The organism is Legionella sp. 39-23 (genome assembly GCF_001897665.1).
Lineage (GTDB): Bacteria > Pseudomonadota > Gammaproteobacteria > Legionellales > Legionellaceae > Legionella > Legionella steelei.
This window is the reverse complement of record NZ_MKTO01000015.1, coordinates 63,513-88,806: the sequence shown is the minus strand read 5'-3', so window position 1 is coordinate 88,806 and position 25,294 is coordinate 63,513. Positions and strand designations below refer to the sequence as shown.

Genomic DNA, 25,294 nt, shown 5'->3' with positions numbered 1-25,294 from the left:
AACCCCACAATGACCCCAGCAAAGTTTACCCAATAAATGGGCCAGGGCGACCTAACATGACTCATCAATGATAGAAATAGAAACAAACTGCTACAGTTAAGCATTCCTTAATAACGAATCAGTATAATAAATGCGTGTATTATTAATGTAGTGAAACAAATGAAGTTGATTTTAATAGGAGAAGAGCATCTTTCATGTCATGGTCCTAGTTTTTTATTGTATGTTTTACAAATAATCAGAGAAAAAAACCTTACATGCAGAATAGCCCTGGAAATACCTTATGAAGAACGCATTGAAGTACTCTATCCAATAAATGCAGATAAAGAACTCGGTAGAAAGGAACTTATTGAATCGTCTTTAAAACTATATCCTTTTTTCGCGGCAGATACAGCAAATAAAGAAAACCAGGAACTTCGTGACCAAATTATAGCCAGTCAAATTTCTGAACAGCATTCTTTATATAAACCTGATGTTATCGTCATGCTAGTGGGCGCGCTACATCTTCCTAACCTTCTGGATGCTATAAAAAACTTTAATGGAGACAATGGAGATATTGATATTTTATTTTTTGCTCCACGTATTGGCATGATCAACTTTTTTCCTCATCTGCTAACTCATATGATCAATAACAATGGCTACTTTTATGCGTTAAACAAAGACAATTGGGAAAAAGCAAAGGAACGAGTTAGCCAATTTATCAATACTCAACCCGAAATTGTTGCCTCATTCAGCCATGAGGGATCAGTCAACGGTAGAGCGCTCTCTGTAATTTGAGGTTGAGAATCAGCTGAAGTAAGCGTAGGCCCGACATGCTCTTGAAAACAAAATGTTTTTCGGTACATGGAAGTATATTACAATCGAGAAACGACAGCCCCTCTTAGAAATCGGAGTTTCGATGAACCAAAATGTCTCCCATCTGCCAAGAGAACTCAGTCATATGGTTTCCTGGTCCCTTACTCGTTTAGGGAAAGCCATTGCAGACGTCTATGGCAAAGAAACATACGACCGCATTGAGCAAATACGACTATCCATGCAAGATACAATTGGGAATAAAACGTTTGCACTGAGAAAGGCGCTGCATGGCCTGCAAATTGAACTTGCTCAACTTGATAGTAGTCAGCTTTATCAAATTGCCCATGGGTTTTCACTCATGATGGAGCTCATTAATGCCTGTGAAAACGCCTACCGCATTTTCCGTATCAACCAAAGAAAAGAAAAAGCCTACACTGACAAACCTCAAGGCATTCATTATGTCTTAACAGCACATCCAACAGAAGCGCGTACCAATGAGTTTTTAACGTTGTTTAAAGCAATTCGCGACTATCTTGTCGACACGCTGAAATCTCCCTATCTGATGGATGAGTCTTATCTCGATCAAATGCTTAAAATCTCACTGCAGATTAATATTGCCAACTATGAAAAACCAAGCGTAGAAGATGAGGCTCGATACATTTATCAATATGCACTCAGCCCGCTCAACATCAAACTTTATCATTCCTTTTTAGTCAAAGGCATTCCTATTCAATTACGTACCTGGGTAGGAGGTGATAAAGATGGGCACTCAGGTGTTAACGAAGAAATCATGGTTAAAAGCCTTGAGCTTTCTCGATCTTTTTTTATTGACTACATTCAAAAAAGTCTTAAAGAAGTACTAGAGATCGTCACGCTCACAACCTCATTAAATGCAAACAAAACATTAGAAAATCAGATCCACCAGTTTATTGAAAAAGCACACGCTCTTAGAAAAATACAATCAAGAGATTATGAAACCGTATCTGCATTCCAAAAAGAATTAACTGCGATACAAACAAACACCTTAACGTTTATCCATTTCGAACTCGAACAGTTCTCCGTTATTTCCGGTATTTTTCAGCTCTATCCCGCACTGGTGATCCCTTTAGAGCTCAGAGAGGATTCAACCGTTGTAAAAGAGAGTTTAACAAGTATAGAAAAAACGACGATTACCAAAATGCTTGAGCAAGTCTACTCTATAACTCATGGAACGGATCCCAAAAATTATATACGCGGTTTTATCCTCAGCATGGTTGAATCTGCTGAGGACATAAAAAATGGCATTAGTCTGGTAAAACGAATTTTTGGAAGCTACGCTCTTCCTGTTGTGCCCTTGTTTGAAAATCAACTTGCGCTCACCAGCGCTGATACAATTCTAAATCACTCAATCACTGAAGATATTAGACAAAAGCATCTGACACAATGGGATGGCAGCTATGAAGTCATGCTGGGTTATTCGGACTCGTCTAAAGAAAATGGAGTATTTCCTTCCCGACTCATGATTGCGAAAAGCTTCAAAAGTATTCAGTCTACACTGGAAAATAAGAACCTAAGGCCCATATTTTTTCATGGGTCTGGCGGAAGTATTGAGCGTGGAGGTGGGGATATCAATGAGCAAACCGCCTCTTGGTCTAAGGAAGTGATGGCTAATTATAAAGTGACGATTCAGGGCGAAATGATTGCAAGACTATTTGGTTCAAGTTCGATCCTCAAAAGTCAGATTGACAAGTTCCTTGATATCTATGCACAAAAAGATAAAAACACGCCTAATGATTATCCCGAGGAATTATTATTATTTTCCGCAAAAGTCAGCCAAAAATATAAAGAACTGATTCAAAGTGAATGGTTTTGGCCCACAATTGAACAAGCATCACCTTATCATTTTTTGACAGAACTGAAGATTGGCTCGCGCCCAACTAAACGGAAATCTGGGCCTGATCAAAGAAAACTCAGAGCCATCCCCTGGATCTTATGCTGGACTCAAACTCGACTTCTTTTCCCAACGTGGTGGGGTGTGGGTTCCACCTGGTCAGAACTCAATGAGCCTGGACAAACTAGGCTTAAGGCGCTTTATAAGGAAAATGCCCTTTTTGCTGCCTTTGTAAAACAACTCGGTGTCACTCTTTCTAAAGTGTACCTTCCTATCTGGGAACAGTACTTATGCCAATTGGCTGGCTCCAATGAATATCTACAGCCTTTTCAAGAAGAACTAGAGTCAACCATCCTATTCTTCTATCAAATAACGGGTGAAGAAGATTTTTGTTTTCATCAGCCTTGGCTTGGGGAAAGTATTCAACTCAGGTCAACCATGATTCATCCCTTGAATCTCATTCAGATTGAGGCGATGAAAAGAAAAGATTTACCGCTTTTAAGTAAAACCGTCACCGGTATTTCTTGTGGTATGTTGACCACAGGGTGAATTGGGATGCGCGTAGACAACCAAGCGTACCCGTTTGCAAGCAAACGGGTACGCTTGCCTTAGGTCTTCTCGACCTGAGACATATTTTTTAAAGAGTATACAGTCGTGCTAACTCTGATAAAGATTGATCAAGTGTTGTGAGTATGAAATCCACTTGTTCCTGATTAATTGTCAACGGTGGCGCTATGCGGAAGACATTACCATACTGTCCACCTTTGCCAACTAATAGCCCTTTATCCTTACACAGATCCATTAACTGGAATGCTTCATCAGATGCTGGAGTTTTTGTTATAGGATCTTTGACGAGCTCAATTCCTAAAAGCAAACCACGTCCGCGAACATCGCCAATGATGGGATGTTTCTTTTGTAATTGCTGGAAACCATCTTTTAGTTGATTGCCCATAACTCGTGCATTTTCAACAAGCTGTTCTTCTTTAATAATTTCCAATGTAAGTCTAGACTGGATCATTTGTAATGGGTCACCGGCAAACGTATTAAAATACGTTTTTCCAGTCATCGTTTCAGCAACCTCAGTTTTCATCAGGACTGCCCCAACTGCAGCACCGTTACCTAATCCTTTAGCCATAGTTACCATATCGGCATCGATATCCAAAGTTTTGGTTAGTAACACATCACCGCCCCCACGACCTGCTCCAGTTTGGACTTCATCACTAATGTATTTACCACCGTAATTATGCACAATACGGGCGACCTCAGTAAAATAGTCATCCGGAGGAGTAATAAAACCACCTACGCCCATCACGGGCTCTAGTATAAACGCAGCTATTTTTCCGTGTGTCGAATTTTGAATGGTTGTTTCAACATTTTTCGCACAAGACAGATCACAACTGTCAGGTTTTTGTTTAAATGGGCAGCGATAGCAATAGGGTTCAACCGCAGAAGTTACGCCCGTAACTGGCTGTGCTTTGAAGCGCCAGATTGAATGGCCACATGAGGCAAGTGCCGCAGAAGTACCGCCATGATACGAGTGACGCACATTCACTACCATCGTTTCTCCAGTTGCATGACGTGCTGCCATGATGGCAAGCTCATTAGCCTCTGAACCGGAATTAGTAAAGGATACCCTATCCATGCCATTAGGTGCTTCTTCAAGCAAACGCTCTGCGGTATCGATGGGTGCCTGATTTAAATAAAGAAGACTTGTATGTTGTATTACATCATCTTCTAGTGCATCAATAAGTGCTTTTTTGATCTTAGGATGATTGTGCCCAGCTGAGATACACACAATGCCACCGATGGCATCAAGGTAACGTTTTCCTTCAGAGTCCCATACATACGTTCCCTGTGCTTTAACAAGTTGGATTGGTTCTTTATGGTAAAATCCAGCGGTAGGTAAAAAGTGTTTTTTTCTGAAATCAATGAGCTCTTCGTTTGAGCGTGGTTGTTTTTGATCAATACTCTCATTCATGAGGGTTGTTTCCTTTTATGTTTGTAAAGACTTGAACTTGTAAATAAAAAGCTTTTGCACACTCCTTTTACTTCAAATTCTTGTTGATTTATTTTAATACTTACATCTTTTGCTCGTGTTTCTTGAACACTATATTGTGTAGGGTTCATATCTTTATCCTTCTCCTTTTTAGACTCTTTATTAAAAATAAGTATATGCGTCATGATAGATGCCATATTTCTTCAAAAATTAAAAGTGGTCTCACCAATTTAATTTTCTTATTTTTATGCTTGGCGATATTGAACCAACGTATGTAAAACAATCTATACTACAATCAAAGGATTAAAAACATGGGAAAGCTTCAAAGGAAGGAATAATGATCTCAAGAGCATTAAGAAAGGTAACTATATGTCTTTTTCACGCTTCTTAAATAGACTCAATCATTTGTTTCATCGCCCTGAGCAGAATTATAGGTCAATAACGCCACGTGAATTAACCTTACAACACACTCAAGATTTCAAGAAACAGTTTCTAAAAAATCAAGAAGCAATCTACTATTCCAAAGAAATACTGCAAGAGCTAATCAATAAAAGACTAAGAGCATTATTACTACACGCTAAATCAAAATCTCCCTGGTATAAAAAAACACTGGCAAAAATCAACGTAGAGCACTTCACCAAAGAACGATTAGACGAACTTCCTACGATAAATAAAACCATTCTAATGGAAAACTGGGATGCAATTGTCACCGATCCCAAGCTGTCCTTAGCCTTAGTTGAACAGCATGTGAGCCAAAAAAATGATAGGCTCGATACCTTGTACCTATTTTCTAATTATCATGCCGTGGCAACAGGGGGAAGCAGTGGCAAACGAGGCATATTTATTTATGATTGGGATGAGTGGATTACATTTCACACTGCATTTTTCCGCTTTCCACTCTATAACCATGAACGCACGCAGCTTATCACTAAAAAACTCAATGAACATTCAAAAATGGTGAGTTTGTTTGTAGCAAACACAGCTGTTGCCGCCTACTCTTTAGCAAAAACCTTTGGGCGACATAATGAAAATACCTACTTCCTGCCCATGGCGATAACCCCCTTAAACGTAGTCATTACTCGTCTCAATCAAATTCGTCCTGATATCTTGACTGCCGCTCCGTCATACATTCACAAAGTATGTCAATTAGTGCAAAAAGGACAAATAAAAATTGAGCCCACGATTCTTTTTCTTGGCGGAGAACCACTTTTTGAACAAACATTGGCGTTAATCAAAGAAACCTGGCCTAAAGTGGATGTGTTTAATATTTTTGGCTGTACTGAAGGGATGGTAGGACTAAACTGCCGAGCGAATACGGATGAAATGCATTTGAATGATGATCTATGCATTATTGAGCCATTGGATGCACAAAATTGCCCTGTTGATACAGGAGTTATGGCAACCAAGGTGTATATAACTAATTTATATAATTATACTTTGCCACTCATCCGCTATGAAAACGCCGATGAAATTTTATTTTTAAATAAAACCTGTGATTGTGGTATTCAACATCAGCTTATCAAAGCACCTAAAGGTCGACCTGGGTGTGACTTTAATTATCCAGGCAATATTTTTGTTCATCACTCGCTTTTTTTGGGTGCGCTGTTACCAGAAAAAAATATTCTAGAATATCAAGTCGAACAAACAATAGAGGGGGCCAATATTAAGATTGTAACCACGGGTTATATCAACAAGCTTCAGCTCCAAAACAATATACGCACACGTTTAAGCAAAGTTGGATTCCATGATGCCAAAATAAGCATTATTGAAGTACCTGAAATTATCTATTTGTATTCGGGCAAACTGAATCGTTTTATACCATTGAAGTCGAACTTGAGTGATGAATGATCATCGGCTGGACCTACACTTGCTTAATCCTAGGTTCCACTACGCTGCGCCAAGCTATAACGACAATTAGTTACACGAAGCTACGCAAAACTAGATGCGTGTTACTTCCACCCGCACCATAGCTAGACACCCCTGCTAAATAGTGGTCTTTTATTTGGGGGAAGTCGTGTAACTGAGTAGCAATATATAAGGGGGAATCCTCCAACATGAAATCTGGATTTGGGGTTTCAAAATTAATTGAAGGAACTATTGCTTTATTTTGGAGCATCAGTACTGTTTTAATGATTGAAGCCATGCCAGATACTATGCCCGTATGGCCTAGATTGCTGATTACCGAGCTTAGTGGGCAACGATTTGTTCCTGTAACGTCTTTAAATGCTTTTTTCAGTGCGTATATTTCTGTTGCATCACCAAGCTTGGTTGAGGAGCCATGAGCAGCAATATAATCAAGATCACTGGGCTCAATCCCTGCATTTTTCCAAGCCGATTGTATGCACGTATATTGACCATGAATTCCTGGGGCCATAAATCCTTCTTTTGACGAATTGCCATCATTATTCATAGCAGATCCAATAATAACCGCATGGATTTCATCATGATCAGCAATTGCATCTTCAAGTCGCTTTAAAACAACTAAGCCAGCACCATTTGAGTATAAAGTACCGCAGGCTGAAGCATCAAAAGAATGGCAATGACCGTCAGAGGAAAATAATCCGTTCTCTTCATAAATATACCCAACCTCCTGGGGCAAATCGATTAAGCACGCCCCAGCAATAGCCATATCACATTGATGACTATTTAACTCTCGGCAACTTTGTATCACCGCGGTTAAAGAAGATGAGCAGGCCGTATATAAATCAATGGAGCTTCCTTGAAATCCAAATTGATAAGAAATATAAGGTGCAACTACTTTTGAATAATACCTCTCTATTGCTTTTTGTGTATCAATCGCCTGGTAATAGGCGGAGCCTAAGAAATGAGAGGATGGCTGATTATTTGTACCAATATAAACAGCAGTGTTTTTGATTAAGCCATTTGCATTACTGCTCATGGAACTCAAAGCACGATGCGTTAAATGGGACATCACTTTGCCTTGCACGCCTAACGCTTCAAAATTTTTGCTAGTATTTGCCAATGGAGGAGTATCAAATGCTTCTAAGTTATCTAAGATACCTCTGTATGGTTTGTAATTGGGTGCAACGATTAATTGCTCGGAAATACCTGATCCCTGTAATTGCTCGGCAGAAAGTTTAGTCACTGCTTCTTTGCCAAACCTCAATAGATCCCAATACTCATCAAGATCATTAGCACCAGGAAGTTTTACAGCCATACCTACAATAGCAACTTTGTTTAAGTGGTCATTTGCATTCATTATTAAAGGCTCCATTTCTTTGGTCGCGCAATTTAATAGACACTAATTAGATGGTATATAAATGGGGTAACTGAGTCTGAATTACCGTCTACTACAACAACTGTCTTTTAATTTTAAGTATAGGTCATTTCTGTCAGCAGAGTTACGCTAATTAAATGGAACTCAATAGCTTCTCTTTATCTATTTTGCCATTTTCTTTTATAGGCAATGTACTTAACCAGATGTAGTGCTCAGGAACCATATAATCTGGAATTCTGGTTTTTAAAAACGCTTTCAGTTCAGCGCTACTAAGCTCTATTTGCTTGTTATGCGCTACTAAAAATACGACCATTCTAGGCTCAAAAAAACTCACTTTCTCACAGACAACAACTGCATCCTGGATGTTGGGGTGCTCTAATAAATGATATTGTATTTCTCCTAATTCAATGCGTATGCCGTGTACTTTTACCTGATCATCCTTGCGGCCTAAAAATAATAATTCATGCTTTTTATTCCAACGAACTATATCGCCAGTACGATACATTTTTTCTCCAGGCAGATAAGGATTATCTATGAAAGATGCCTGGGTAAGCTCTGGGTTATTTAAATAACCTTGAGCTAATCCAATTCCAGAAATGAATAGTTCCCCAGGTTCGAAACCCGTTAAATTAAGCTGCTCATCTAACACAAATAATTGCGTATTTTGGATAGGTTTTCCAATTGGGATAGTTCGATAGCGCTTGTGCTGCTCACAAATAAAATAAGAAACATCTATTGTGGCCTCTGTAGGGCCATATAAATTAACTAATTGTGTTCCCTGGTTTTGAAACAGCTTATTAAATAAATTAGCGCTTCGCGCATCAAGCGCTTCTCCGCTTGAAAAGACATACTTTAAAGATCGTAAGCGATTCATTGAAAAATCCTGCTCAATATAACTTAAAAAGATACGTAATACAGAAGGTACAAAATGAATAACATGAAGCTGATAGTGCTCTATCATCTGAATAAATAACTTAATGTCATGTTCTTTTTGGGGTGGCAAAAGGGCCACTCCTGCGCCCGCAACAGACCACCAGAAAGTCTCCCAAACAGAAATATCAAAACATGTGTGTGTTTTATGAAACACAACATCATGGCTTTGTAAGGGAAATGTGTTTTGCATCCAGAGAATTCGGTTAGCCAGAGCCTGATGCGAAATCATAACCCCCTTGGGTTTTCCGGTAGTTCCTGAGGTATACATCACATAAGCTAAATCATGCTTTTCTCGCAGTAGATTTAAATTATGGCATTTCTCATCACACACCTGATCACGAATGCTTAATACCTGAAGATTATCTAATCCAGATTTTGCAGTTAATAATGAAGGATCATCTACGATTAGAAATTGGATTTGGCTGTCTTCAATGATGGTTTGATTTCTCAGTACGGGCGCTAGAGGATCGATTGGTAAATAGGCACCTCCCGCTTTTAATACCGCAAAAATAGCCACGAGCATTTCAAAAGAACGCGGGAGTTGAATGCCAACAATTCCATTTAATGGCAGCCCTTTCCTTTGCAGGTACCGTGCATATTGATTGACTTGTTTATTAAAGACCGCATACGAAATGTGGCGATCTTCTAGGAAAATAGCAGTATTTTCTGGATTTTTCCTTACTTGTTCCTCGAATAAGGAGAAAATTGTTGTGTACTGCACTGAAGAGTTCATTTTATAAAACATCCTCTATGAATTGCTGCAAAGCTTAGAAATAAGAATTTCGTGCATTTGTGAGGTTCCTTCGATGATCTCCATGACCTTAGCATCTCGGTAATATCGTGCAACAGGATATGTTTCCTCAAAACCCGCTGCACCAAATATTTGCAGTGCATGATTTGATACAAAAACAGCCATTTTTGACGCAGCGTATTTGGCGACTAAAGTTTCTGCAATGTATGCCGGATTTTTTTGTTGTCTCAGCACCCCCGCATAAAAACACAATTCGCGGGCAGCTTTAACCTGCACAATCATTTCAGCAATCATTTTTTGAATTAACTGATGCTCATCTAAGGTACGGTCAAATTGTTTTCGTTCTTGCGCATAGCGAAGTGCTGCATCCAAGCATGCTTGTCCTAGACCAACACATCCATATGCGGTTGTATAGCGCCCTTCATCCAAAGCTGCTTGGACAACATAGCTAAGCCCCATACCAATACGACCTAATACATTGGTTTTGGGAATACGGCAATTATCAAAAGAAATTTCTGCCAACATATTAGAGCGTAACCCTAAAAAATGAGACATAGGTGAAATAGTTACGCCTGGTGTGCTTTTTTCGACAAGAATCGCTGTGGGTTGATCTTGGCAGTTTGCTAAAACTAAAAATAAATCCGCGATTTGTCCTAAAGTGATGTATTTTTTGCTCCCTTTCAGAATGAATGCATCCTCTTTATCCACCAACTGAGTTTCAACATGTTCCAAATCACTACCAACATTTGATTCAGTTAATGCCAATGCTGCTAAAACGTCCCCAGATGCAATCTGAGGTAGCCAGGTTTGTTTCTGCACCTCGGAACCAAACTGAATAAGCGACTTACTCACCATGCCCAGTACAGTTAAAATATTTGCCATGGAACACAGCTCTTTAGCAAACGACTCATGCATGATACCAACAGTCAATTCATCCCATTGCTGCCCACCAAATCGTTTAGGAATGCCCGCACCTAAAAAACCATTTTGGGCTAATGTATAAAAGAAATCGCGCGGAATCTGTTGTTCTTTATCAAAACGTGATGCATAAGGATGCAAGCAACTTTCTATAAATTGCTTAAAGAGTTGCTGTTGTTTCACATATTGAGGTTGGTAGTTAGGCAAAATTCCTCTCCTTAGGATCTTAAGGTTTGTTTACAATTTGCTGGCTTGAGTGAAAAACACTGCCGCGTCATCCCTGTATATATTAGGTAATTCGTTGACAAAAATAGCACGGGCAGGCTGGGCTGTTAAGCCCAGCATTTGCAGAGTTAATTCTTACACTCCAAATCCTTAGCTGGCAATGTTACATGCTGGGCTTAACAGCCCAGCCTACGATTCTTGAGCTTTGGCAACGAATTACCTAACAGATACAATCCCGCGATAACGGGTAACTTTTGGCTCAAGCTAATGCATTAAACAAACCTTATTCATATTGATAAAATCCTTTTTTCGTTTTCTGCCCAAGAAGCCCGGCATCGACCATATTTTTTAATAACCAGCATGGTCGATACTTTGGATCATTGAGCTGTGAATATATTGATTCTAAAGAATAGAGAACCGTATCCAAACCAATCAAATCTGCCGTATGTAATGGCCCCATTTTATGGCCAAAACATTGTTTAAATAAAATATCAATGTCTTCGATTGAAGCAATGTGTTCCTGTACCATAAAAATGGCTTCATTAATAAAAATCATCATTGCCCGATTACTCACAAAACCAGCGGAATCCTTTACAACAATCATTTTTTTATGAACTTGCTCAAGTAGCGACCTGGTTTTTTCTATAGTCAATTCGTCAGTGTGATACCCCTTAATCACCTCGACCATAGGCATTAATGGCGCTGGGTTCATAAAGTGTGTCCCTATAACGCGTTGAGGATGCGCAACAAGTGATGCGATTTTAGTAATCGAGATGGACGATGTGTTTACCCCAAAAATACAGGTTGTACTGCATTGTTCATTTAATACCTGGTATAACGTTTTTTTCTGTTCCCAATGTTCAGGGATGTTTTCAATAATGTATTCAGAGTGCTTAAGCTCATCGAGTTGTGTTGTAAAAGAAATTGATGCCAATATTGTTTCAGTGGAATGTTTCGAGGGCACATTTTGCGTTAATAACAAATAGTGTAAATTTTTAGCTATAACATCTTTTGCTATATCTAATTGCGATTGGAGATTATCAATTAAGGTGACATAAAATCCACATTGTGCAAACAGCTGGGCAATGCCTGTACCCATTGTCCCTGCACCAAGAAGAGTCAGTTTTTTTTGTTTCATGTCGTGTGTCCATTTCTACATACATTGATCCGGCCAAAACTTTATCAGTAACCATTTGAATTATAGTTTATTCGCAATAAAGTCAGCAATCGCATCAATACTCGTTAACTGCTTTGGCTCAAACTCACCAACCTCAAGATCAATTTTATATTTCTTCTCGATAAAAACTAATAATTGAATGAAAAATAACGAATGCATCGCCCCTGTATCAAAAAGATTATCCGCATAACCAATATCCTTAACTCTAAAAGAATTAAGTAAAAATAGTTTTACTTCTTTTTTAATGTGGTTAATTTTCATCAGCTTGCTCTGTTTGATAAAGGTACATCTTAATTATCGTAAAAAAAACTGTTGGCTTCCACTATGAATATCTACTGTCGTAAGTCGGGCCAAGGCCCAACCCACTTTTACTTAGGATAATGGCTAGTAACTGAAATTGAGCGTAGCATATAATTCTCGTTGGCCGCATAATTATCTTCAAGGGAGTAACGCCATTCATGCCAAACGATATTGCTATTTCGATTACAGGGCTGCAAAAGATTTATGCCAATGGTTTTAAAGCACTAGATGATATCAACCTAGAGATTCGCCGGGGTGAAATTTTTGCGTTGCTTGGTCCGAATGGCGCAGGTAAAACAACGCTCATTAATGCCATTTGCGGCATTGTGCAACCCACTAGTGGCACTGTTGCCATAGCGGGCTATGATAACATCGCCCAATACCGCGAGGCACGCGCGGCTGTCGGCTTAGTCCCCCAAGAACTCACGACTGACGCATTTGAAACAGTATGGGACACAGTGACCTTCAGCAGAGGTTTATTTGGCAAGGCAAAGAATTCTTTATATATTGAGGAACTACTGAAGCGTCTTTCACTGTGGAGTAAAAAAGACGAGCAGATTCAACATTTATCGGGTGGGATGAAACGCCGAGTCATGGTAGCCAAAGCGCTATCACACGAACCTGAGATTCTTTTTTTAGATGAGCCTACAGCAGGCGTCGATGTGGAACTACGTAAATCCATGTGGGCGCAAGTACGTACCTTACGCGGAACGGGTATTACGATTATTCTCACCACGCATTACATCGAAGAAGCACAAATAATGGCCGACCGCGTGGGTATTATTAATAAAGGCAATTTAATTCTGACTGAAGATAAAGCAACGTTAATGCAGAAAATGGGTAAACACCAGATAATTTTCGTTTTACGCGAGCCACTAGCAACCATACCCCCAGAATTAAAAGACTATCCGTTGACGCTGGAAAAGAATGACAACGGTGGCAAATTGATTTTGACTTATGATGCTGAAGCGGAGAATGATATTTCAGAGGTATTGGATAGTCTAAAATCGCATGGCATACGCCCCAAGGACATTAATAGTCATCAAAGCAGCTTAGAAGATATTTTCATTGGATTGTTGGAGACAAAATGAATATACGTGGTGTTCGTGCAATTTATACATTTGAAATGGCGCGCATGTTGCGTACTCTTGGGCAAAGCATTGCCTCTCCGGTAATCTCGACTGTCCTTTATTTTATTGTGTTTGGATCTGCTATCGGTTCCCGCATGCAAGATATCAATGGCATACCGTATGGTGCTTTTATTGTGCCGGGCCTGATTATGCTAACCGTTTTGGGACAAAGTGTATCCAACGCATCATTTGGCATTTATTTTCCGCGATTTACAGGCACTATCTATGAAATTCTCTCCGCCCCGCTTTCTTTTGTCGAAATAGTGTTAGGCTATGTGGGTGCAGCAACAACGAAATCGGTGATCATTGGAGTGATTGTACTCACAACAGCCTGGTTTTTTGTGCCACTGCATATTGCACATCCGTTTTGGATGACATTTTTTTTAATTATGACCAGCGTGACCTTTAGCCTGTTGGGCTTTATCACAGGCATATGGGCCGATGACTTTGAAAAATTGCAACTGATACCGCTCCTCATCATTACACCGCTCACCTTTCTTGGCGGCAGTTTTTATTCCATTCATATGCTACCTCCCTTCTGGTATCACGTGTCACTAGCAAATCCAGTTGTCTATTTAGTAAGCGGCTTTCGCTGGAGCTTTTACGGGCATAGTGATGTGAGTCTCACCATTAGTGTCACCATGATTTTAACATTTACCGTAATATGTCTGGCAATTATTAGCTGGATTTTTAAAACGGGATATGGATTAAAGAAATAAATCTTTATCTGGCGCGTAGTCTGGGTACAACGGAGTGAAACTCGGGGTTTCGATGCTTCGAAGTACCACACAGACCACCCCTGGCTATGCTTTATGCACTTGATTAATCAACGATAACAATTTTTTGTCTTCTTCAGTTAATTGACTGTCTGAATAATCAGGATTGGGCTCGTACCACCATTGTTTTTTAAAGTAACTTTGTAAATCAGGAGAGTTAAATTGTCGTCCGTATTGAGCATAAATTGTATTGCGTAAAATCTGCAATTCTTTAGTGCTCAATTTTGCTAAAGCATGCGCAGGATGTTCTGAATTGAGTGCGGGATAAATCATGGTATGACGAACATAGCTTATTGGTGTATATAGGCACAGCAACAGATCGGACTTAGGTTGAAAATGAGCCAGATCCCATACATATTTCCTATTTTTGCCATCACCAACAATCTTGATACCAGCCGGTGTAGGCTGAAGATATTCTTCTTTAGGATTGATTTCAGAACACAGACGTGTAGGCGTGTTGGGAATAACCTCTAATTGTGTATGCCCAATGGTATTCTCATGCCATAGTGCTCCGGTCTTGAGAACATAAGACACCCAATGATAGCCCATTACATCATAAGTTGCCCCAGTCACATAATCATGGTGAATGTTGACGGTTGCCAGAGATGGAAAGGTGGTATCCCATAAGTAAGCATCTTCGTAATTTAAATTTTTTTCCTCATTCGGAGCAATTTTTTCTCTATGTGAAGAAACCGGAGTATCATTCACGCGCACCTGGAAATCATAAACCAGGGCTTTTCCTTCACTGGTTTTTTGACCTTGGGGAAGAGCGATCTCACTCATTCCATTATTGATTGGAAAAGGAAAGCCCATAGATACCTTGAGCGCTTTGTTTAAGGTATTTTTAAATTGGAAATCACAACTAAAATGCCAGGAACCATCCCATTCAGAATTATTTAAGTTCTTGCCGGTGATTATAATGACTTCTTTAACCATCTTGATGTCAGGTTGTGATATAGGAATTGGCAACGCACCACTACCACCAAACGAACTGTCATTCGCATACATGCTTTTAGCAAAAAGCACAGTTAAGAATAGGGCAAAAGATTTTGCTTTTTTACTCATGATTTGATTAAGCAAATTCATATGATCTTCCTGAATAAGAAATAAACTCATACTTTATTTTTTTATATGTTTCATAGCAAGAGTAAGCCTAATCTATGTTTCTTGATACCGACCTTGCTTTATGACACGCAAGGTTACACTCGATAGTGAATAGACATGCTATAAATTATAAGGGTATCTGATTAAAAATTTTAGGGAGAATCATATGCATACAAGAATTGATTTTTATAAATCCGCACCAGATGCGATTAAAGCGATGTTAGGCGTTGAAAAGTATGTCACCAGTTGTGGGTTAGAATCATCTCTTCTTAATCTGGTTAAACTACGTGCCTCGCAAATTAATGGCTGTGCCTATTGTGTTGATATGCACAGTGCTGAAGCAGTAAAAGAAGGTGACACTGAACGCCGCATTCATTCAGTAGTCGTATGGAGAGAATCTCCTTTTTTTAATACACGCGAGCGCGCCGCCTTAGCTTGGACGGAGGCAGTTACCTTATTACCAGAGTCCCATGTTCCTGATGATATTTATAATGAAGTCCTAACTTGTTTCCATGAAAAAGAACTCGTTGATCTCACTATGGCAATTATCGCTATTAATAGCTGGAACCGCTTAGCGGTTAGCTTCCGTAAATTACCAGGCTAAAAATGATAGTAAAAACAGACAGCGCTTGCATTGTCGGGCCTTAGCCCGACCTACACCGTTTAATTGACATCATCAATTTTAAAGGTACTATAGCAACTCTTGGTTAGAACTAGCTCATCAAAAGTACGTTCAGCAAACCAAAATCTTATTTTAAAGGAGTGTGGTTAAATTTATTAATCACGAAAATCAATTTGTCCCTGATCAAGGAGTAGTTCATATGTATAGCCATTTCGATCAAAATAATGATGACTCTTTCTCAAGTGCTTATATGCAATTTATCCTGCTGACAGGCCTTGCTTTAGCAACGTGTGCCGTCATTCTAAAATACGCTGAGTCGAAGAATCGTCTTAACTACGAAGATCGTTTTGCCCGTGTCGCAGCCGGCCTTTTGGTGCTTATGATGCGTATGATGCATACAAAGAGTGGCGATTTAGAGATTGATAACACAAAAGATGAAGGCAGCCTCATTGCCATAGGCCCACATCAATCTGGCCTAGTAGATGCAGCGGTTGTCGCCTCAAAAATGCAGGGCAAACCACCTCGTTTTTTTGCCACAACGGGTTTTAATGGCCTGCCCGGCGTTGCTCGTTTTCTGAAGATGTTTCAAACGATACCAGTAGAAGCCACTGCAAAGAAAGGTGAAGGACGAACTGCTAATGCTGGCGCGATAGAAAAAGCAAGTGAAGTACTGAAAGAAAAGGGTTGCGTTGCACTGTTCCCGCAAGGTAATTTTTCAAGAATCGGTCAAGAGCCACCCAGAGTCTACACCGGGGTAGCCAAGCTTGCATTGATGAATAACATGCCTATTCAGGTTATTCGACTTGATGGTTTTTGGAGTTTACAAAATCCGCTGATTCCTTTATTTGTTCGCAACAGTGCTGCTTATCGTGCCTTTGCAACTGCATTGCATATGAACAACGTACGCGCCACATTATGTTGTGTAATTGATTTTCACTTAAAGCCAGACAGTGAGAAACTGACTGAAGAGGAAAAAGTTGAGGAGATATGTGCGCAACTGTATGCATTCTATCGCCATACACAAGAGCTCTCTCCGAAACAAATTGAAGAGGTTAAGAAAGAAATCACCAATGGAGCTCATCGCAAACTTTGGGACATGAAAGTCCAGCGAGAAAAACTAGGAAAAGAAATTGTGAGCTTAAAAAAAGAAGAAGAGAAACTGGAAGAAGCTACCTTTGCATCAATGACATTAAGTTAGCGTAGGTCGGGCCTTGGCCCGACAAAACCAAAATTATTCTCGAAAACAATTCGCTATTGTCGCGCCAAGGTCCGACCTACACATATCATTTAAGAATTACCTAGAGATTGGCATCCTATTTTCAAAGCCTAAGCAATTTCAGCAACATGCTTTCCATAATATCGGTTGACGCGGCACCATTTGCACCAGCAAGCGTTGTTGCGCCCATAGGGCGTTCCGTCAGTAATTTCAGCCACTCTGGGGTTAACTGAAGGAAAAAGATTTTTGAGAGTATTGCGTACCACATAAATAAACTATACTGATTGGGAACTTCTTTTCGAGGCAAGAACAATGCTTTGTGATTAAAAGGTTGCCCCAAATAACTTATTAACAAGGAGAGTAAAACATGTCAGCCAACACCATAAAACCTCTAGTAACTGCAACAGCGATTAATACAGGAGGGAGAAATGGCCATTCGGAAACTACGGATCATTCTGTGAGCGCCAATTTTTCTGTTCCCAAAGAGATGGGAGGCCGGGGTTTACCTAACACGACAACTCCCGAGCATCTTTTTGCTGCTGGTTATGCAGCATGCTTTGGTGGCGCATTGGAATTTGTGGCAAGCCAGCACAAAAAAAATGTTGAGGGTACAACTGTAACATGCCACGTTTCTATTGGACCACGTGAAGGTGGTGGGTTTGGCCTTGCGGTGAAAATGAATGTCAATGTCCCTTCCCTGCCAACCGCTGAGGCACGTGAGTTGGTACAGGAAACACATGACAAGATTTGTCCCTATAGCCATGCTACCCGCGGTAATATCGATTTTACACTGGAAGTTAGTGGAAACTAATACCTTCTTAACAAACTCTACATGCTGGTTGGATCCAATAATCCAACCAGCATGAGTGCTCATATTTCAGCAAATTTGCTTTCCTATTGATGAATAGAATATATTCAAAAAGATGCATCATATGGGGAACATCATGATCGAGATAAAAAAACTAGACCAATCACATATCGAGGAATTGTCATCCTATCTCAATCATTATCAAGAAACGACCATGTTCATGAGGAACAATTTATATTACTCAGGAATCACCTATCAGGATGCACCATTTCATGGCGAATATTATGGCTCGTTTGAGAATACCCAACTTAATGGGGTTTTAGCGCATTATTGGAATGGAAATGTCATGATGCAAGCTGAAAATTTTTCCATATTATCCGCTTTGGTTGATACGTTTAAACTGAAAAGAACAAGAGCAATTGCTGGCATATTAGGCGAAGATTCGCAAGCTCGTTTTGTCATGGATAAGCTGGAGTTATCCTCGTCTGAATTCGCCATTAATTATCAAGAACAATTATTCTTACTTAATCTTGAACAGATGATAATACCCAAAGCAATGCATTTATATCATTGCGCCCTCAAAACAATGCAAGAGTGTGATATAGGGGTCATCAAAGAATGGCTTATTGCTTATCATATAGAAGCACTAGGAGATGACGCTGGCGATCCTAAACTTGAAGAATCTGTGATGGATGAAATTCAAGATACGCGGCTGAGTCAAAATCGGTGGGTTTTATTTGTAGATAATATCCCTGTTTCACTATGTGGATTCAATGCCCAGTTACCGGATATTGTGCAAATCGGTCCAGTTTATACCCCCCCTCCTTTAAGAAATAAAGGTTTTGCCAGAATAGCTGTGTATTTTTGCCTACAACAAGCGATGGTGAAACAAATCAAAAGAGCTATTCTATTCAGCAATGAGCGTGCTGCTGTACGTGCTTATAAATCACTTGGCTTTCAAGAAATAGGAACATATCGATTAGCCTTATTAAAATAAATAGCCTTTTGATTGTAAATACTGTCTTTAAAAATAAACCTTAAGATTAAAGACAGTATCTGCACTCCTAAGGTCAGTTTACAATTCGGCCAAAATGATGTGATTTTAGCGCACCGAAACGCGGCATACACTAAGTATGTGAGTATCGGAGCACTTAACATCGCGTCATTTTGGCCAAGATAGTAGAACTTATTGTCCCTGTAACATTTTTGCTATATTTGCAGCAACTAAATAAGCTGTGGCCATAGGAGTACCATCCATCGCAACAGGATCAACAGAAGCATCCGCCACAATAAGATTTTGCACCCCATATACATGGCCTGTACTGTCAACAACCCCTCCTTGATTTAAGGGTGCCATACGACAATGGCTTTGGAAAACCATGTTACTCCCCACTTCTTGCCTTATAAAATCAGTTAACTGCGGAACATCATCAAGCAACCCAGGATCGGGGAAAATCATCTGATAAGTCGGATCAATACTTTGTAATTGAGCATTGATATTCTTAATGTAATTTTGCATCGTACTGATATAAAGCGCGAGATCAGATTGCGATTGAAACTCGCCTAAGTTCATAGCTGGTTCTACAAAAGGATCTCTGCTTTTAATCACGATAGAACCACGACTCACTGGTTGTACCAGATCCAAGAAGACCACGGTGATGCCAGGAATTGGATTTATTGAGGCAAATCGCACCGCACGTACTCCAGGATTGGCTCCACTAGGATCTGGCAACCAAGCAATTTGTGCAAATAAACCATTTGGTACATTCACCTGAGAACCAATATATTTAATAAGTTCTTGGCCAATGGGCGTATTGGCTAAAGCAGAAATAATATTGCCTGCAATCTGCAGCAAATACGATGAAGGAGTATCATTAGGATTCGACGTATAAATCAGTATCACATGTGGTTGATCAGCCAATCCCTGACCTACGTTCGGGTTATCATAAACCACAGGAATGTTGAGCGATTGCAATAATGAGGCCGGACCAACCCCAGAGCGCATAAGAATTGAACTACTCTTAATTCCCGCACTGACTATGATTCCTTTTGTTGCATAAAGACTCTTTGCTGCATTGAGCCCCTTCTTCATACCATCCTGATAATATCTAACACCAACGGCAGTATTTCCACTCCAAATCACATTATCTGCAGTAGCATTAAATAGTACATGTAATTGACGCCCATTTACTCCATTTCCTTGTTGGTCCATCACTTCACTATTCAGAAAAACAATGGAGCTGCTTGCACGTAACGCCCCATTTGCACCCATTTGCGTATATTGCACCTGTGTCGAAGCGCCGATAGGGGTATTGGGATCATTATAATCCAGAACAAGCCCCACTCCCGTAGCATTCATAATGGCTTGTGAGAATTTAATTGAAACTTGGGTGGGACTAGCCTCTTGCCGAACCGGAAGAGGTCCACTAAAGCCTCGGGCAGCAGGATTAGTCGTTTGACCGGTATAATTTTCTAATTCAACATAGGCATTCTGAATATTGGCCACCGACCAGTTTGGCCCTGCTAATGTTTCCCATTGCGAATAAACTTGATTCGTACCACGACACCAAGCGCCCGCATTGATCGATGATGCTCCACCCAGCGGTATTGCATAAACCCAATTTAACATCCGATTATCAGCAAATTGTTGTGAAATTGTGTCAGAAAGTGCATAAAGTGGCGGTCCAATTAATCCTGATGCCACCGTAATAACGGCATTTTTTGAAAGATTAATCAGCGGATCTTGATTCAGATTGGGCCCATTCTGTATTGCCACGACAGAAGTGTGCATGTCATCACTTAATTTTTTCGCTAAAACAGCACCCGCAGTACCTGCACCAATAATAATATAATCAGGCGCTTTAATCTGAATTGTTGCTGACGATCGGTGACTCACGTAAAACATACAAAATCCATTACTTAACGGAGTGCACCCTGAACCGATTGAGTAATAAGGAGAATTAATCTTAATTCCAGCATAGGGATAGATATGCATAGGCACAGTTAATAAACTTAAATTAACCGCAGAAACAGTATACTCTTGGCAACTTGTAGGCACTTTCCCTTTGACGTTGAGGCATAAGGTCACATCAACATCAACGGGCGATCCATAACTGGAAATGGTAAAAAAACGACCAGGGCTAGGGGCTGCCGAAACAACATGATGGATGCAAACAAGAAAAACAACATGCCATATCCCCTTTATCACGAGTCCTTTTACCATGTAAAATCCTTTTTTAAATCAATGATTTATATAGTTACCGCACACACCAGGGCATTGGCGTAGGTATCACCGGTATTTAAGTTATCGAGGTATTGATCATTAACCCTATTTAAATGACCTTGGCCTAAATAAAAGAAACGATAACCACATTCCAATGGCATGGGCCCAATTATATTGTTTAAGCGAATTCCAGCCCCAGCTGTGACAGAAAAACTCGTTGTGGAGGTTCCTTTAAATGCATGATCAGGGATAACAAAGTCTTCTAATGGGGTTTCATGATAGTCAGAAGTCCACATAAAATTAGGGCCAATCCCCGCATCTATTGTGAAGTTGTACCTGGGGTTATTTGTGAATATCAGTGCTTTGGCTGCGGCATAAACAGGCACGTTTTGAATGCTGTATTTATAAGATAAGTTAGTAAACAAGTCCTCTTGAATAATATCGCCGCGTACTGTGGTTTTCCCTAAATAAAAAGCATCAACTCCATAAGACAGCTGAAACCAATTGTAAGAGGGACCATTAAAATATAAACCAACACCGACAAGTCCACTAATTTGCGAGTTGTTGTCTACGGTATAGTCGTTACCTATCAGGCCATCAATATCAACGTGCTGTTCTTTACCTTGAGATGCCCCAAAAAAGCCCCCTTGAATAGGGATAGACCAGAGCTTAGAAGGACCTACATTACCCATAGTACCAGCGGAACAAACAAGGGGTAATACAAGACTAGTACAAAATAATTTATTAAGTAAGCGCATCATTATCCTTAACTATTTAATCCATAACCTCATACAACATGAATACGCTATTATAAATTGAAATGGACGTCAATTAGTCCCAACCATAGCTTAATAAAAATCGCTCAATAATTAGGAAAATTAGGAAAATTAGGAGCTAGCTGATGGCTATTTATATGAAAATTAAAATGAATGTTTGCCCCATTGATATCATTTAAATAAGGGGAGTATAGTAGTAGCGCAACTTTAACATCATGATTTTAAACAAGGAAAAAACATGCCAAGGTTTTTTGGTGATTCTACACCAACATCAACAGTTCATCATAATGTACAAGTTTCTAATAGTATTGTTCAGATACTTACTACAACTGTGGAGTCCTATGCCCCTTCAATTGTTATACCTGGTACCGTGGCGCAAACACTAGGATCAATTTATGCTATTTCCCATAATGACTCCCATATTTCAGAAAAACTTCTACATTTACTCCAAGGACTTATTGCATTAGCCCGATTTGGATTAGCAATTGCTTTAATGTTTGAGAAGCAAGAGTGTGATACTTCTTCTCAGGCAAATATATGCATTGCTTCGTTTTTGCTGCTGTTGATCTACTCAGGTGTTGTTTCAGTAGGATTAGCATCCAGTGCTTTGTCAAAAGACATCAAGCCCTCACAAGAATCTCATGAAAATACAGAACATCAAAGTCTAATTCAGAACGTGTAGAACCTAGAAACACAGTGGAAATGTTGCAAATACTGCCAAACCACACAACAACCTGGCTGCTTGCAGGCAGGTTTATCTTCATTTACATTGTATGACGCAAAAAAATTAATCATGATTATTGTTTATGAAAACAGTTTGTGTCTATCTTGGTGCACGTTTTGGAAGTAATCAATTATTCGAACAAGCAACGATAAAGCTCGCACATGACATTGTTGCTATGGGACTAAGCCTGGTTTATGGCGGCTCGAGTCTAGGCATGATGGGACTTTTAGCGAACACAGTAAAAGGATTAGGTGGTAAAGCAATAGGAGTTACCACGATTCATCTTTTAGATAAAGAAAAACCATTAGGCATCTTAGACGAACTGCATGTGGTTGACTCAATGCAAGAGCGAAAAAAAATGCTACAACAATTGGCGGATGTATTTATCGTCATGCCCGGAGGATTAGGAACTCTGGAGGAGGCAATTGAAACATGGAATGCACTAAAAATAGGGGAACTCGATAAAAAAATGGGGTTCCTAAATATCGATAATTATTTTGATAAGTTATTTAATTTTATGAATCATTGTGTCGTTGAAGGATTTATGAATGCGCAACAATCAGCAATTCCAATAGTACATAGTGACCCCACTTTGTTGCTCAGCAAGTTAATGCATGCAATTGGAGAAATTGGCACTTAAATCAAGCATAGCCTAGCTGCTGCAGCCAGGCTACCTTTGTTCGGTTAATTGAGCTGCTTTTACAGGAAGTTAATGTGAAAAGAATTATTATTGTAGGTTTCACTTATCTCATTTTAGCTACAACGACTGATCCAGTCTGGGCAAAAGAGAGAGCTATATCAAGCCAAACTACATTAAAATGTGATCCTTATATCAACTATGCGTGCTTAGATAGTTATTTAGGTGAACAGATTATTAAGCGTTTTTTTCGTTATTACCAGTTGGAAATGGGGCATGCTGCCGCACCTTCTGACCTGCAGGCTCCCTCTGCGCATAGAAGAGGTTGGCCTGCCACCCCACAGTCTACGCCCCCCATGCCCTTTACTGAATGGCCTTATGGCGCCACCACGTCATTAGGGGTGAGCCTACCTAACTCTGTTGATAGCCCACTGATGGTCGGCATTGCCAATACCGCTACTGGAAAATGGTTACAAAAGAGTCATATTCAAGTATATGGTTGGGTAAATGGCGGCGGCAATATCAGTTCAAACACAGTCAAACCAGGCGGCAACGCACCTATGGCTTATTTGTATACGCCAAATACCGTTCAATTGGATCAAGTAGTGCTTTATATGGAACGCGTTCCCGATACAGTGCAAACAAACCATAGCGATTGGGGGTTTAGACTATCAGGGATTTATGGGGAAAACTACCGCTATACCACTGCCTATGGGATTGCCAGTTATCAGCTTTTAAATCATAACTCAGTGTATGGTTATGACTTTCCCATGGTTTATGGTGAAGTATACATCCCTAATGTAGCACAAGGATTACTTGTGCGAGTGGGACGTTATATTTCAATTCCTGATATTGAGGCACAACTTGCACCCAATAATTACATGTACTCACACTCGATGACTTATACTTTCGATAACTATACCAATGAAGGTGTAGTAGCAAGTTTAGCAGTTGCTAAAAATGTCATTTTCCAATTAGGTCTAGTAGGTGGCACAGATACCGCGATTTGGAATATAGGGAAAAAAGTAAATAATCCTGCTCCCAATCCTTTATACCCCAATGCAACATTTCCCAAAGATCCAGGCGCAAGACTATCCGCCGTTGCTTGCGCGCGTTTTACCTGGAATGATGGTAAAGATACCTTTTATCCTTGCATGGACGGTATCAATAATGGGGTTTGGGGTTACAATAATCTGCAGTGGTATGGATTCACTTATTACCATAAATTCAACGACCGCTGGCATATTGCCTATGAAATTTATACACTCCATCAAAAAAATGTGGCGAATATCAATAATCCGATTGCAGCAGCTGCTATTGCGGCTGGAGGAACGCCTTTTTCGCCACAATATATTCCGTTTAACGCACCGAATGCAGCACAATGCAATAGTACATCGACACTTGCTTGTACTGCTTCAGTATTCGCTACGTTAGCCTACATCAATTATCAATTCTCACCTCTTGATAATATTTCTTTTAGACCTGAATTTTATGACGATAAGCAGGGACAACGCACAGGTGTCAAAACTCGCTATCTGAACCTCGGTCTTGGTTGGCAGCATTGGCTCTCACCACAAATCGAGTTGCGTCCAGAAGTTGACTACGATTATGCGCTGGATAGAAATGCATTTAATGGCAATGCCAATGCAGGAATTTCACCAAATAAACGCTATACAGTATTAGGAGCAATGGACATTATTGCACATTTTTGAACCCAAATAGATTGGGTCTTAGACCCAACATGAAATCTACATTCGTCACAGGATTCAAAATAACCCAGTCTTGTCTCTTGATTACTTTTTGTTTTTATAAAAATTATTTTTTATCTTAATGGAGTTTTAATGCGATTCAGAATTAATTTACGGGTATTGGATATCGTCTTTTATGCAAATATAGATGTATGAGTAAATACTCTACGAACAACATAACGCTTTTAAAGAAACAATTTTTAATTTAAATTTAGCAATTGAAACGATGAGGTACTACACTAAAATACCTAAGGTTTTCAAGAATAGATTTGTGTGCTTTTTTATAATTTTATTTAGGCTCGCTATTTCAACGTTTAAAAAAATCTGAAA

23 protein-coding genes are annotated in these 25,294 nt (G+C 39.7%); 12 read left to right on the top strand and 11 right to left on the bottom strand.

What is annotated here, in order from left to right; all coding sequences use genetic code 11:
- Positions 1-159 precede the first annotated feature (159 nt).
- Both BGO44_RS06835 and BGO44_RS06830 read left to right on the top strand, forming a co-directional pair.
- The gene (locus BGO44_RS06835) at positions 160-774 is read left to right on the top strand and encodes a hypothetical protein (protein WP_273197774.1); all 615 of its coding nucleotides are present in this window, start codon (positions 160-162) and stop codon (positions 772-774) included.
- Between the two features lie 121 nt (positions 775-895).
- Positions 896-3,211: a phosphoenolpyruvate carboxylase gene (locus BGO44_RS06830; RefSeq protein WP_273197775.1), complete on the top strand. Its 2,316-nt coding sequence runs from the start codon at positions 896-898 to the stop codon at positions 3,209-3,211.
- 88 nt (positions 3,212-3,299) lie between these two features.
- Here the strand turns inward: BGO44_RS06830 and BGO44_RS06825 are convergent, their stop codons facing one another.
- Positions 3,300-4,640 carry an aspartate aminotransferase family protein gene (locus BGO44_RS06825; protein WP_058509683.1) on the bottom strand — a complete coding sequence of 447 codons (1,341 nt, stop codon included), beginning with the start codon at positions 4,638-4,640 and terminating at the stop codon, positions 3,300-3,302.
- Complete coding sequence (locus BGO44_RS06820) at positions 4,637-4,843, bottom strand: hypothetical protein (protein WP_058509684.1); 207 nt, start codon at positions 4,841-4,843, stop codon at positions 4,637-4,639. Before BGO44_RS06820 ends, BGO44_RS06825 begins: the two co-directional genes overlap by 4 nt.
- Before the next feature lie 184 nt (positions 4,844-5,027).
- Between BGO44_RS06820 and BGO44_RS06815 the strand changes: the two genes are divergently transcribed.
- On the top strand, positions 5,028-6,506 hold the full coding sequence (locus BGO44_RS06815; RefSeq protein ID WP_273197776.1) for a phenylacetate--CoA ligase family protein: 1,479 nt from the start codon (positions 5,028-5,030) through the stop codon (positions 6,504-6,506).
- 70 nt (positions 6,507-6,576) lie between these two features.
- Here the strand turns inward: BGO44_RS06815 and BGO44_RS06810 are convergent, their stop codons facing one another.
- The 5 genes from BGO44_RS06810 to BGO44_RS06790 form a co-directional block, all read right to left on the bottom strand.
- A complete protein-coding gene (locus tag BGO44_RS06810) occupies positions 6,577-7,878 on the bottom strand; it encodes a beta-ketoacyl synthase N-terminal-like domain-containing protein (RefSeq protein WP_273197777.1) in 1,302 nt (433 codons plus the stop codon).
- A 151-nt stretch (positions 7,879-8,029) separates the two neighbouring features.
- The gene (locus BGO44_RS06805) at positions 8,030-9,562 is read right to left on the bottom strand and encodes an amino acid adenylation domain-containing protein (RefSeq protein ID WP_273197779.1); all 1,533 of its coding nucleotides are present in this window, start codon (positions 9,560-9,562) and stop codon (positions 8,030-8,032) included.
- Positions 9,563-9,577: 15 nt separating this feature from the next.
- Positions 9,578-10,705: an acyl-CoA dehydrogenase family protein gene (locus BGO44_RS06800; protein WP_273197780.1), complete on the bottom strand. Its 1,128-nt coding sequence runs from the start codon at positions 10,703-10,705 to the stop codon at positions 9,578-9,580.
- 301 nt (positions 10,706-11,006) lie between these two features.
- Positions 11,007-11,861: a 3-hydroxyacyl-CoA dehydrogenase family protein gene (locus BGO44_RS06795; RefSeq protein WP_273197781.1), complete on the bottom strand. Its 855-nt coding sequence runs from the start codon at positions 11,859-11,861 to the stop codon at positions 11,007-11,009.
- A 60-nt stretch (positions 11,862-11,921) separates the two neighbouring features.
- Complete coding sequence (locus tag BGO44_RS06790; RefSeq protein ID WP_273197782.1) at positions 11,922-12,161, bottom strand: acyl carrier protein; 240 nt, start codon at positions 12,159-12,161, stop codon at positions 11,922-11,924.
- 197 nt (positions 12,162-12,358) lie between these two features.
- Here BGO44_RS06790 and BGO44_RS06785 point away from each other — a divergent pair, with 197 nt between their 5' ends.
- Both BGO44_RS06785 and BGO44_RS06780 read left to right on the top strand, forming a co-directional pair.
- Entirely contained in the window at positions 12,359-13,291 is a 933-nt protein-coding gene (locus tag BGO44_RS06785) for an ABC transporter ATP-binding protein (RefSeq protein WP_273197783.1), read from the top strand.
- Complete coding sequence (locus BGO44_RS06780; protein WP_273197784.1) at positions 13,288-14,049, top strand: ABC transporter permease; 762 nt, start codon at positions 13,288-13,290, stop codon at positions 14,047-14,049. The genes BGO44_RS06785 and BGO44_RS06780 overlap by 4 nt, the downstream gene beginning before the upstream one ends.
- An 84-nt stretch (positions 14,050-14,133) precedes the next feature.
- On the opposite strand, the gene BGO44_RS06775 is transcribed toward BGO44_RS06780, so the two are convergent.
- Positions 14,134-15,192 carry a YARHG domain-containing protein gene (locus BGO44_RS06775; RefSeq protein WP_273197786.1) on the bottom strand — a complete coding sequence of 353 codons (1,059 nt, stop codon included), beginning with the start codon at positions 15,190-15,192 and terminating at the stop codon, positions 14,134-14,136.
- A 184-nt stretch (positions 15,193-15,376) separates the two neighbouring features.
- Here BGO44_RS06775 and BGO44_RS06770 point away from each other — a divergent pair, with 184 nt between their 5' ends.
- Entirely contained in the window at positions 15,377-15,814 is a 438-nt protein-coding gene (locus BGO44_RS06770; protein ID WP_058509693.1) for a carboxymuconolactone decarboxylase family protein, read from the top strand.
- A 160-nt stretch (positions 15,815-15,974) separates the two neighbouring features.
- Positions 15,975-17,030: a lysophospholipid acyltransferase family protein gene (locus BGO44_RS06765; protein ID WP_273197787.1), complete on the top strand. Its 1,056-nt coding sequence runs from the start codon at positions 15,975-15,977 to the stop codon at positions 17,028-17,030.
- Positions 17,031-17,151: 121 nt separating this feature from the next.
- Here BGO44_RS06765 and BGO44_RS06760 read toward each other — a convergent pair whose 3' ends face one another.
- The gene (locus BGO44_RS06760; RefSeq protein ID WP_273197788.1) at positions 17,152-17,355 is read right to left on the bottom strand and encodes a hypothetical protein; all 204 of its coding nucleotides are present in this window, start codon (positions 17,353-17,355) and stop codon (positions 17,152-17,154) included.
- A gap of 60 nt (positions 17,356-17,415) precedes the next feature.
- Between BGO44_RS06760 and BGO44_RS06755 the strand changes: the two genes are divergently transcribed.
- Both BGO44_RS06755 and BGO44_RS06750 read left to right on the top strand, forming a co-directional pair.
- The gene (locus BGO44_RS06755; RefSeq protein WP_058509695.1) at positions 17,416-17,859 is read left to right on the top strand and encodes an organic hydroperoxide resistance protein; all 444 of its coding nucleotides are present in this window, start codon (positions 17,416-17,418) and stop codon (positions 17,857-17,859) included.
- 133 nt (positions 17,860-17,992) lie between these two features.
- A complete protein-coding gene (locus tag BGO44_RS06750; protein ID WP_273197789.1) occupies positions 17,993-18,853 on the top strand; it encodes a GNAT family N-acetyltransferase in 861 nt (286 codons plus the stop codon).
- Between the two features lie 189 nt (positions 18,854-19,042).
- On the opposite strand, the gene BGO44_RS06745 is transcribed toward BGO44_RS06750, so the two are convergent.
- Both BGO44_RS06745 and BGO44_RS06740 read right to left on the bottom strand, forming a co-directional pair.
- The gene (locus BGO44_RS06745; RefSeq protein ID WP_273197790.1) at positions 19,043-21,079 is read right to left on the bottom strand and encodes a GMC family oxidoreductase; all 2,037 of its coding nucleotides are present in this window, start codon (positions 21,077-21,079) and stop codon (positions 19,043-19,045) included.
- Positions 21,080-21,105: 26 nt separating this feature from the next.
- Positions 21,106-21,840, bottom strand: coding sequence for a hypothetical protein (locus BGO44_RS06740; RefSeq protein WP_273197791.1), 735 nt, complete (start codon positions 21,838-21,840; stop codon positions 21,106-21,108).
- 253 nt (positions 21,841-22,093) lie between these two features.
- Between BGO44_RS06740 and BGO44_RS06735 the strand changes: the two genes are divergently transcribed.
- From BGO44_RS06735 to BGO44_RS06725, 3 genes are all read left to right on the top strand, one after another.
- On the top strand, positions 22,094-22,537 hold the full coding sequence (locus tag BGO44_RS06735) for a hypothetical protein (RefSeq protein ID WP_058509699.1): 444 nt from the start codon (positions 22,094-22,096) through the stop codon (positions 22,535-22,537).
- 124 nt (positions 22,538-22,661) lie between these two features.
- Positions 22,662-23,219, top strand: a complete 558-nt coding sequence (locus tag BGO44_RS06730; protein WP_273197792.1) for an LOG family protein — start codon at positions 22,662-22,664, stop codon at positions 23,217-23,219.
- Between the two features lie 74 nt (positions 23,220-23,293).
- Entirely contained in the window at positions 23,294-24,928 is a 1,635-nt protein-coding gene (locus BGO44_RS06725; RefSeq protein WP_273197793.1) for an outer membrane beta-barrel protein, read from the top strand.
- Positions 24,929-25,294: the final 366 nt, after the last annotated feature.

Bases quoted from the DNA above. Each gene is read 5' to 3' on its own strand.
- BGO44_RS06835 (WP_273197774.1), top strand. From the start codon at position 160: ATGAAGTTGATTTTAATAGGAGAAGAGCATCTTTCATGTCATGGTCCT.
- BGO44_RS06830 (WP_273197775.1), top strand. From the start codon at position 896: ATGAACCAAAATGTCTCCCATCTGCCAAGAGAACTCAGTCATATGGTT.
- BGO44_RS06825 (WP_058509683.1), bottom strand. From the start codon at position 4,640: ATGAATGAGAGTATTGATCAAAAACAACCACGCTCAAACGAAGAGCTC.
- BGO44_RS06820 (WP_058509684.1), bottom strand. From the start codon at position 4,843: ATGACGCATATACTTATTTTTAATAAAGAGTCTAAAAAGGAGAAGGAT.
- BGO44_RS06815 (WP_273197776.1), top strand. From the start codon at position 5,028: ATGTCTTTTTCACGCTTCTTAAATAGACTCAATCATTTGTTTCATCGC.
- BGO44_RS06810 (WP_273197777.1), bottom strand. From the start codon at position 7,878: ATGAATGCAAATGACCACTTAAACAAAGTTGCTATTGTAGGTATGGCT.
- BGO44_RS06805 (WP_273197779.1), bottom strand. From the start codon at position 9,562: ATGAACTCTTCAGTGCAGTACACAACAATTTTCTCCTTATTCGAGGAA.
- BGO44_RS06795 (WP_273197781.1), bottom strand. From the start codon at position 11,861: ATGAAACAAAAAAAACTGACTCTTCTTGGTGCAGGGACAATGGGTACA.
- BGO44_RS06790 (WP_273197782.1), bottom strand. From the start codon at position 12,161: ATGAAAATTAACCACATTAAAAAAGAAGTAAAACTATTTTTACTTAAT.
- BGO44_RS06785 (WP_273197783.1), top strand. From the start codon at position 12,359: ATGCCAAACGATATTGCTATTTCGATTACAGGGCTGCAAAAGATTTAT.
- BGO44_RS06780 (WP_273197784.1), top strand. From the start codon at position 13,288: ATGAATATACGTGGTGTTCGTGCAATTTATACATTTGAAATGGCGCGC.
- BGO44_RS06775 (WP_273197786.1), bottom strand. From the start codon at position 15,192: ATGAATTTGCTTAATCAAATCATGAGTAAAAAAGCAAAATCTTTTGCC.
- BGO44_RS06770 (WP_058509693.1), top strand. From the start codon at position 15,377: ATGCATACAAGAATTGATTTTTATAAATCCGCACCAGATGCGATTAAA.
- BGO44_RS06755 (WP_058509695.1), top strand. From the start codon at position 17,416: ATGTCAGCCAACACCATAAAACCTCTAGTAACTGCAACAGCGATTAAT.
- BGO44_RS06750 (WP_273197789.1), top strand. From the start codon at position 17,993: ATGATCGAGATAAAAAAACTAGACCAATCACATATCGAGGAATTGTCA.
- BGO44_RS06745 (WP_273197790.1), bottom strand. From the start codon at position 21,079: ATGGTAAAAGGACTCGTGATAAAGGGGATATGGCATGTTGTTTTTCTT.
- BGO44_RS06740 (WP_273197791.1), bottom strand. From the start codon at position 21,840: ATGATGCGCTTACTTAATAAATTATTTTGTACTAGTCTTGTATTACCC.
- BGO44_RS06735 (WP_058509699.1), top strand. From the start codon at position 22,094: ATGCCAAGGTTTTTTGGTGATTCTACACCAACATCAACAGTTCATCAT.
- BGO44_RS06730 (WP_273197792.1), top strand. From the start codon at position 22,662: ATGAAAACAGTTTGTGTCTATCTTGGTGCACGTTTTGGAAGTAATCAA.